Genomic DNA, 6,607 nt, shown 5'->3' with positions numbered 1-6,607 from the left:
CAGCACGACGGCGCACACCAGCACGAGCTTCAGCAGGAACATGGGGAAGCAAAAAATGTGGGCCCGCCGGCAAAGGGAGGGTTGCAGCAGCGGGCCCGAAGGTCCGGCCGGAGGGAGGTATGGGCCGGACAGCCCGGCAGGAGGGAGTTACGGGCCGGGCGGGTTGAAGTGTAGGAAGCGCTGACGCATTTCCCCGCACCGACACCCCGGTCCATCTGTACCGACATCGTTTGCCTCACGCCGCTCCGTAGCCCCCACCGCCCGGCGTCTCGATCACGAACACGTCGCCCGGCCCCATCGGCACCGAGCCGATGTGGTCCAGCGCCTCGACCTGGCCATCGGCTCGCTCGACGCGGTTGATGCCCGGCAGGCCGGCCGATCCACCAGCCATGCCGAAGGCGCCGGCATGCCGCCCGTTCGACAGGATCGAGGCCGTCATCGGCTCGAGGAAGCGCACGCGCCGCACGCCACCGTCGCCGCCGCGGTGACGCCCGGCGCCGCCCGAGCCGGGGCGGATCTCGTAGCTGTCCAGCCGCACCGGGAAGCGGAACTCCAGCACCTCCGGGTCGGTCAGCCGCGAGTTCGTCATRTGCGTCTGCACGACCGAGGTGCCGTCGAAATCCGGCCCGGCGCCCGAGCCGCCGGAGATCGTCTCGTAGTACTGGTAGGTCGCGTTGCCGAAGGTGAAGTTGTTCATCGTGCACTGCCCGGCCGCCATCACGCCGAGCGCGCCGTACAGCGCGTTGGTGATGCAGGTCGAGGTCTCGACGTTGCCGGCCACCACCGAGGCTGGCGGGTTCGGGTTCAGCATCGAGCCTTCGGGGATGATCACCTGCAACGGCTTCAGGCAGCCGGCATTCAGCGGGATGTCGTCGTTGACCAGCGTGCGGAACACGTACAGCACCGCGGCCATGCAGACCGCGCGCGGCGCATTGAAGTTGTTCGTCAGCTGGGCCGAGGTGCCAGTGAAATCGATCACCGCGCTGCGCGCCTGCTCGTTCACCCGGATGGCCACGCTGATGCGCGCGCCGTTGTCCAGCGGCAGCGTGAACGCGCCGTCCTTCAGGCGCGTGATCACGCGGCGCACCGATTCCTCGGCGTTGTCCTGCACGTGGCGCATGTAGGCCTGCACCACCTCGAGCCCGAACTGCTGCACCATCTTGCGCAGCTCCTGCACGCCCTTCTCGTTGGCTGCGATCTGGGCCTTCAGGTCGGCCAGGTTCTGCTGTGGGTTGCGCGACGGGTGGGCACCGCTCTTCAGCAGCGCGAGCATCTCGGCCTCGCGCAGCACGCCGGCCTCGACCAGCTTGACGTTGTCGATCTGCACGCCCTCTTCCTCGATGCGCGTCGAGAACGGCGGCATCGAGCCCGGCGTGATGCCGCCGATGTCGGCATGGTGGCCGCGCGAGCCGACGTAGAACAGCGGGGCTTCGTTCTCGCCATCCCCTTGGTAGACGGGGGTCACGACCGTCACGTCGGGCAGGTGGGTGCCGCCGTGGTACGGGTCGTTCAGCGCGTACACGTCACCCGGCTTCATGCGCCCGGCATTGCCCTGGATCACCGTCTTGATCGACTCGCTCATCGAACCCAGGTGCACCGGCATGTGCGGCGCGTTGGCGATCAGGTTGCCGTCGRCATCGAACAGCGCGCAGCTGAAGTCGAGCCGCTCCTTGATGTTCACCGAGTACGCGGTGTTCTGCAGCTGCAGCCCCATCTGCTCGGCGATGTTCATGAAGAGGTTGTTGAACACCTCCAGCATCACCGGGTCGACCGTGGTGCCGATCGCGCGGCGCGCCTCGCGCGGCTGCACGCGGTCGAGCAGCAGGTGGTCGTAGGCGGTGACGCAGGCGCGCCAGCCGGGCTCGACGACGGTGGTCGCGGTCTTCTCGGCAATGATGGCCGGGCCGTCGATGGTGTGGCCGGGCAGCGCGTCCTCGCGCACCACCAGCGCGGCATCCCACCAGCGGCCGCCGCTGAACAGCTGCACCGTCTCGCGCACCGGCGCGGCGCCGCTCGCGGCCAGCGCATGGCGCGGCTCGACCGGCGCATCGCCGGCACCCACCGCCTCCACCGACACCGCTTCGATCACCAGCCGGCGCTCGCTCATCAGGAACGCGAAGCGCTGGCGGTACGCAGCCTCGAACGCGGCCTGGATGGCCTCGGGCGTGCCGAACGGCACCACCAGCGCCGAATCGGTGCCCTCGTAGCGCACGTGCACGCGGCGCAGCACCGTCACCGCGGCGCTGCTGGCGCCCTGGCGCTTCAGCTCGCCCTCGGTCTCGGCGGCGAGGGCCGCGAGCAGCTCGGTCACCACCGGCATCGCACCGGCCAGCGGCAGCTCGACCGCGCGCTCGCGCAGCACCGCCTGGTCGGCCAGCCCCATGCCGTAGGCCGACAGCACGCCGGCCAGCGGGTGCGCGAACACCCGGTTCATGCCGAGCGCATCGGCCACGCGGCAGGCGTGCTGGCCGCCGGCACCGCCGAAGCACTGCAGCGCGTAGCGCGTCACGTCGTAGCCGCGCGCCACCGAGATCTTCTTGATCGCATTGCCCATCGCGCCCACCGCGATGTCGATGAAGCCTTCGGCCACCTCCTCCGGCGTGCGCTTCACGCCGGTCGCGCGCTCGATCGCGGCCGCCATCTCGCTGAACTTGCGCACCACCACCTCGCGGTCGAGCGACTGGTCGGCGTTCGGGCCGAACACCTTCGGGAAATGCGCCGGCTGGATCTTGCCGAGCATCACGTTCGCATCGGTCACCGCGAGCGGGCCGCCGCGGCGGTAGCAGGCCGGGCCCGGGTTCGCGCCGGCACTCTCCGGCCCGGCACGGAAGCGCGCGCCGTCGAAGCTCAGGATCGAGCCGCCACCGGCCGCCACCGTGTGGATGCTCATCATCGGCGCGCGCATGCGCACGCCGGCCACCTGCGTCTCGAACGCGCGCTCGAACTCGCCGGCGAAGTGGCTCACGTCGGTGGAGGTTCCGCCCATGTCGAAGCCGATCACCTTGACCTCGGCGGCCGCTGGGGTGACCTTCGCGTCATCGCCCAGGCCGAGCGGCGACAGCCCGAGCTGCGCGGTGCGCACCATGCCGACGATGCCGCCGGCCGGGCCGGACAGGATCGCATCCTTGCCCTGGAACGCATGCGCATCGGTCAGCCCGCCAGACGACTGCATGAAGAACAGCTTCACGCCCGGCATCTCGCTCGCGACCTGTTCCACGTAGCGGCGCAGGATCGGCGACAGGTAGGCGTCGACCACCGTCGTGTCGCCACGGCCCACCAGCTTCATCAGCGGGCTCACCTCGTGCGAGACACTGATCTGCGGAAAGCCGATGCGCTGCGCGATGGCCTTGGCCGCCAACTCATGCGCGGTGAAGCGGTAGCCGTGCATCAAGACGATCGCGACGCTGCGCAGGCCGGCGTCGTACGCAGCCTGCAGGTCGACCTGCAGTTGCGCCTCGTCGAGCGCCTCGATCAGCTCGCCCTTCGCGTCGACGCGCTCGCGCGCCTCGATCACGCGGCTGTACAGCAGCTCGGGCAGCTGGATGTGGCAATCGAAGATGCGCGGGCGATCCTGGTAGGCGATGCGCAGCGCATCGCGAAAGCCCCTGGTCGTGACGAGCAGCGTCGGCTCGCCCTTGCGTTCGAGCAGCGCGTTGGTGGCCACCGTGGTGCCCATCTTCACGCACTCGACGCGCTCGGCCGGGAAGGCCTCGCCCGGCTTCAGGCCCAGCAGGTGGCGGATGCCGGCGACCGCCGCATCGCGGTACTGCTCGGGGTTCTCGCTGAGCAGCTTGTGGGTGACCAGCATGCCGTCGGGCCGCTTGGCGACCACGTCGGTGAACGTGCCGCCGCGGTCGATCCAGAACTGCCAGCGGTCGGTGCCTTGAACTTGAGCTTGCATGGAATCCTTCCTGGGGATCACAACCCTAGATATGCCTTCTTGACATCGTCGTTGGCGGCCAGCTCGGCCCCGCTGCCCTGCATCACGATGCGCCCGGTCTGGATCACGTAGCCATGGTGCGCGATCGACAAGGCCTTGTGCAGATTCTGCTCGACCAGCAGGATCGTCACGCCGGTCTCGTTGACGCGCTGGATCACCTCCAGCACCTTCGCGACGAACTTCGGCGCAATGCCCCACGACGGCTCGTCCAGCATCAGCAGCTTGGGCCGGGCCATCAGGCCGCGCGCGATCGCGAGCATCTGCTGCTCGCCGCCGCTCATCGTGCCGGCGAGCTGGGTCTCGCGCTCCTTGAGGATCGGGAACAGCGTGAACATCTCGTCGATGCCGGCCGCCACCTCGTGCGCATCGGTGCGGGTGAACGCGCCGAGCTCCAGGTTGCGCCGCACCGTGAGGCGCGGGAACAGCCGGCGGCCTTCGGGCACCAGCGAGAGCCCGAGCGGCACCCGCTGGTGGGCCGGCAGTTCGTGCACCAGCAGGCCATCGAAGCGCACGCTGCCGGCATCGAGCCTGTTCAGCCCGGCGATCGCGCGCAGCGTGGTCGACTTGCCATTGCCGTTGCCGCCGACCAGCGCGACGATCTTGCCCTGCGGCACCTCGAGGCTCACGTCGGACAAGGCCAGCACGCCGCCGTAGCTGACGCGCAAGTTGGAAACCTGCAGCATCACTCGTCTCCCAGGTAGGCGTGGATCACGTGCGGGTCACGCGAGACCTCGGCCGGCGTGCCGTCGGCGATCTTCACGCCGCGGTCGAGCACGACGATCCTGTCGGCGATCGGCATGATGCCCTCGAGCACATGCTCGACGATCAGGCAGGCGATGCCGCGCTCGCGGATGTTCAGCACCACCTTCACCATCTCGCGCACCTCCGACGGGTTCAGGCCGGCCATCACCTCGTCCATCAGCAGAAGCTTCGGTGCGATGGCGAGCGCGCGTGCGACCGCCAGGCGGCGCTGCTCGCTGATCGTCATGCTGCCGGCGGGCTTGTCGGCGAACTGGTCGAGGTTGACGAAGGCCAGCCACTGCTGCGCCTCGTCGCGGGCGGCCGAGACACGGCGGTTGCGCATCAGCGCACCGGCCATCACGTTCTCGCGGGCCGTCATGCTGGTGAAGGTGCGCGCGACCTGGAAGGTGCGGCCGACGCCGGCGCGGGCGCAGGCCTCGGGCGGCAGGCCGGAGATCAGCTTGCCGTCGAGCCGGATCTCGCCGGCGCTCGGCTCGTAGAAGCCGGCCACGCAGTTGAACGCCGTCGTCTTGCCAGCGCCGTTCGGGCCGATCAGCCCGACGATCTGGCCGGCGTCGACGCTGAACGAGACATCCTGGTTGGCCATCAGGCCGCCGAAGCGCTTCGAGACGCCTTGCAACTCGAGAAGACTCACAGCGCCACCTCCACCTTGGCGGCTTCGACTGCGCGGGCGCGGCGCCGCTGCCGCCACTCCCGGAATCCGCCGATCAACCCGCTCGGGTAGAACACCGCGATGCCGACGATCAGCGCCGCGTAGATGATGGTGTCGGTGCCGCGGCCGGTGCCGCCGAAGGTGGCGCGCGTCAACTCCTCGATCGTCGTCAGCACCACCGAGCCGACCACCGGCCCGAACAGCGTGCCGACGCCGCCGAGGATGGACACCAGCGCCATCTTGATCGACAGCGCGGTCGTCAGCACCGAGCCCGGGTCGATGTAGAGCTCCTTCTGCGCATACAGGCTGCCGCCGAGCGCGGTGAAGAAGGCGCTGAGCGACAAGGCCACCTGCTTGTAGCGCGCGATGTTGATGCCGATGCTGCGCGCGGCATCCGGCTCGTCCTTGATCGCCCGCAGGTAGTAGCCGATGTGGCTGCGCTCGACGGCCCAGGTCGCGAGCAGCGTCAGCACCAGCAGGCCGAGCGCGAGCCAGTAGTACGGCGCCTTGTCGGCGAACACCATCGTGGCCCAGCCCTGCCGGTCCATCGGGATCGTCAGGCCGACCGCGCTGCCGGCGTACTCCCAGTTGGTGAACACGATCTGCACGATCTCGGCGACCGCGATCGTCGCCATCGCGAAGTAGTGCCCCTTCAGCCGGAAGCACGACCAGCCGAAGCCGAGGCTCAGCAGCGCCGCGACCACGCCGCCGAGCAGCATGCCGAGCCACGGGTTCACGCCGAAGTTCAGCAGCAGCAGCGTCGACGTGTAGGCGCCGAGCCCGTAGAACGCCGCATGGCCGAGCGAGACCTGGCCGGCGTAACCGCCGAGCAGGTTCCACGCGACGCCGAGCTGCGCGGCCATCAGCACCAGGATCGCGAGGTTCAGGTGCGAGGGGCTGTGCGTGACGAACGGCAGCAGGACCGCGGCCACCGCCAAGGCTGCGAGAGCCAGGGTCTTCTTCGAAGGCTTCATGCTTTCCCCATCAGGCCCTGCGGCCGGAACATCAACACCGCGAGGAACAGCACCAGCACGATGGCGGTCTTGTACTGCGGCCCGAGCAGCAGGCCGCCCATCACCTCGATCACGCCGACCAGGATGCCGGCCCAGAACGCGCCGGTCACGCTGCCGAAGCCGCCGAGGTTGACGACCACGAAGGCGATCAGGATGAAGTTGGCGCCGACCTCCGGGAAGATCGGGAAGAAGGTCGCGAGCAGCACGCCGGCCGCGCCGGCACAGGCCGCGCCGATGCCC

5 protein-coding genes are annotated in these 6,607 nt (G+C 69.3%); all 5 read right to left on the bottom strand.

The genetic code is table 11. From position 1 onward, the window contains the following. Positions 1 to 235 precede the first annotated feature (235 nt). Positions 236 to 3,901 (bottom strand): hydantoinase B/oxoprolinase family protein, encoded by a 3,666-nt coding sequence (locus AC1D12_RS20730; RefSeq protein WP_477842549.1) that lies wholly within the window; start codon positions 3,899 to 3,901, stop codon positions 236 to 238. Positions 3,902 to 3,918: 17 nt separating this feature from the next. Then, on the bottom strand, positions 3,919 to 4,623 hold the full coding sequence (locus AC1D12_RS20725; protein WP_477842547.1) for an ABC transporter ATP-binding protein: 705 nt from the start codon (positions 4,621 to 4,623) through the stop codon (positions 3,919 to 3,921). Then, positions 4,623 to 5,336, bottom strand: a complete 714-nt coding sequence (locus tag AC1D12_RS20720; RefSeq protein ID WP_465113353.1) for an ABC transporter ATP-binding protein — start codon at positions 5,334 to 5,336, stop codon at positions 4,623 to 4,625. The genes AC1D12_RS20725 and AC1D12_RS20720 overlap by 1 nt, the downstream gene beginning before the upstream one ends. Further along, the gene (locus tag AC1D12_RS20715; protein WP_477827501.1) at positions 5,333 to 6,328 is read right to left on the bottom strand and encodes a branched-chain amino acid ABC transporter permease; all 996 of its coding nucleotides are present in this window, start codon (positions 6,326 to 6,328) and stop codon (positions 5,333 to 5,335) included. Before AC1D12_RS20715 ends, AC1D12_RS20720 begins: the two co-directional genes overlap by 4 nt. Then, positions 6,325 to 6,607 (bottom strand): ABC transporter permease subunit (locus AC1D12_RS20710; RefSeq protein ID WP_477842545.1); only part of this gene is annotated, 283 nt, incomplete at its 5' end. The genes AC1D12_RS20715 and AC1D12_RS20710, both read right to left, overlap by 4 nt.

It is taken from the genome of Rhizobacter sp. P1_G5, from assembly GCF_056405435.1.
Note: the sequence above shows the minus strand (reverse complement) of the source record. Positions and strands in the feature narration are given on the sequence as shown.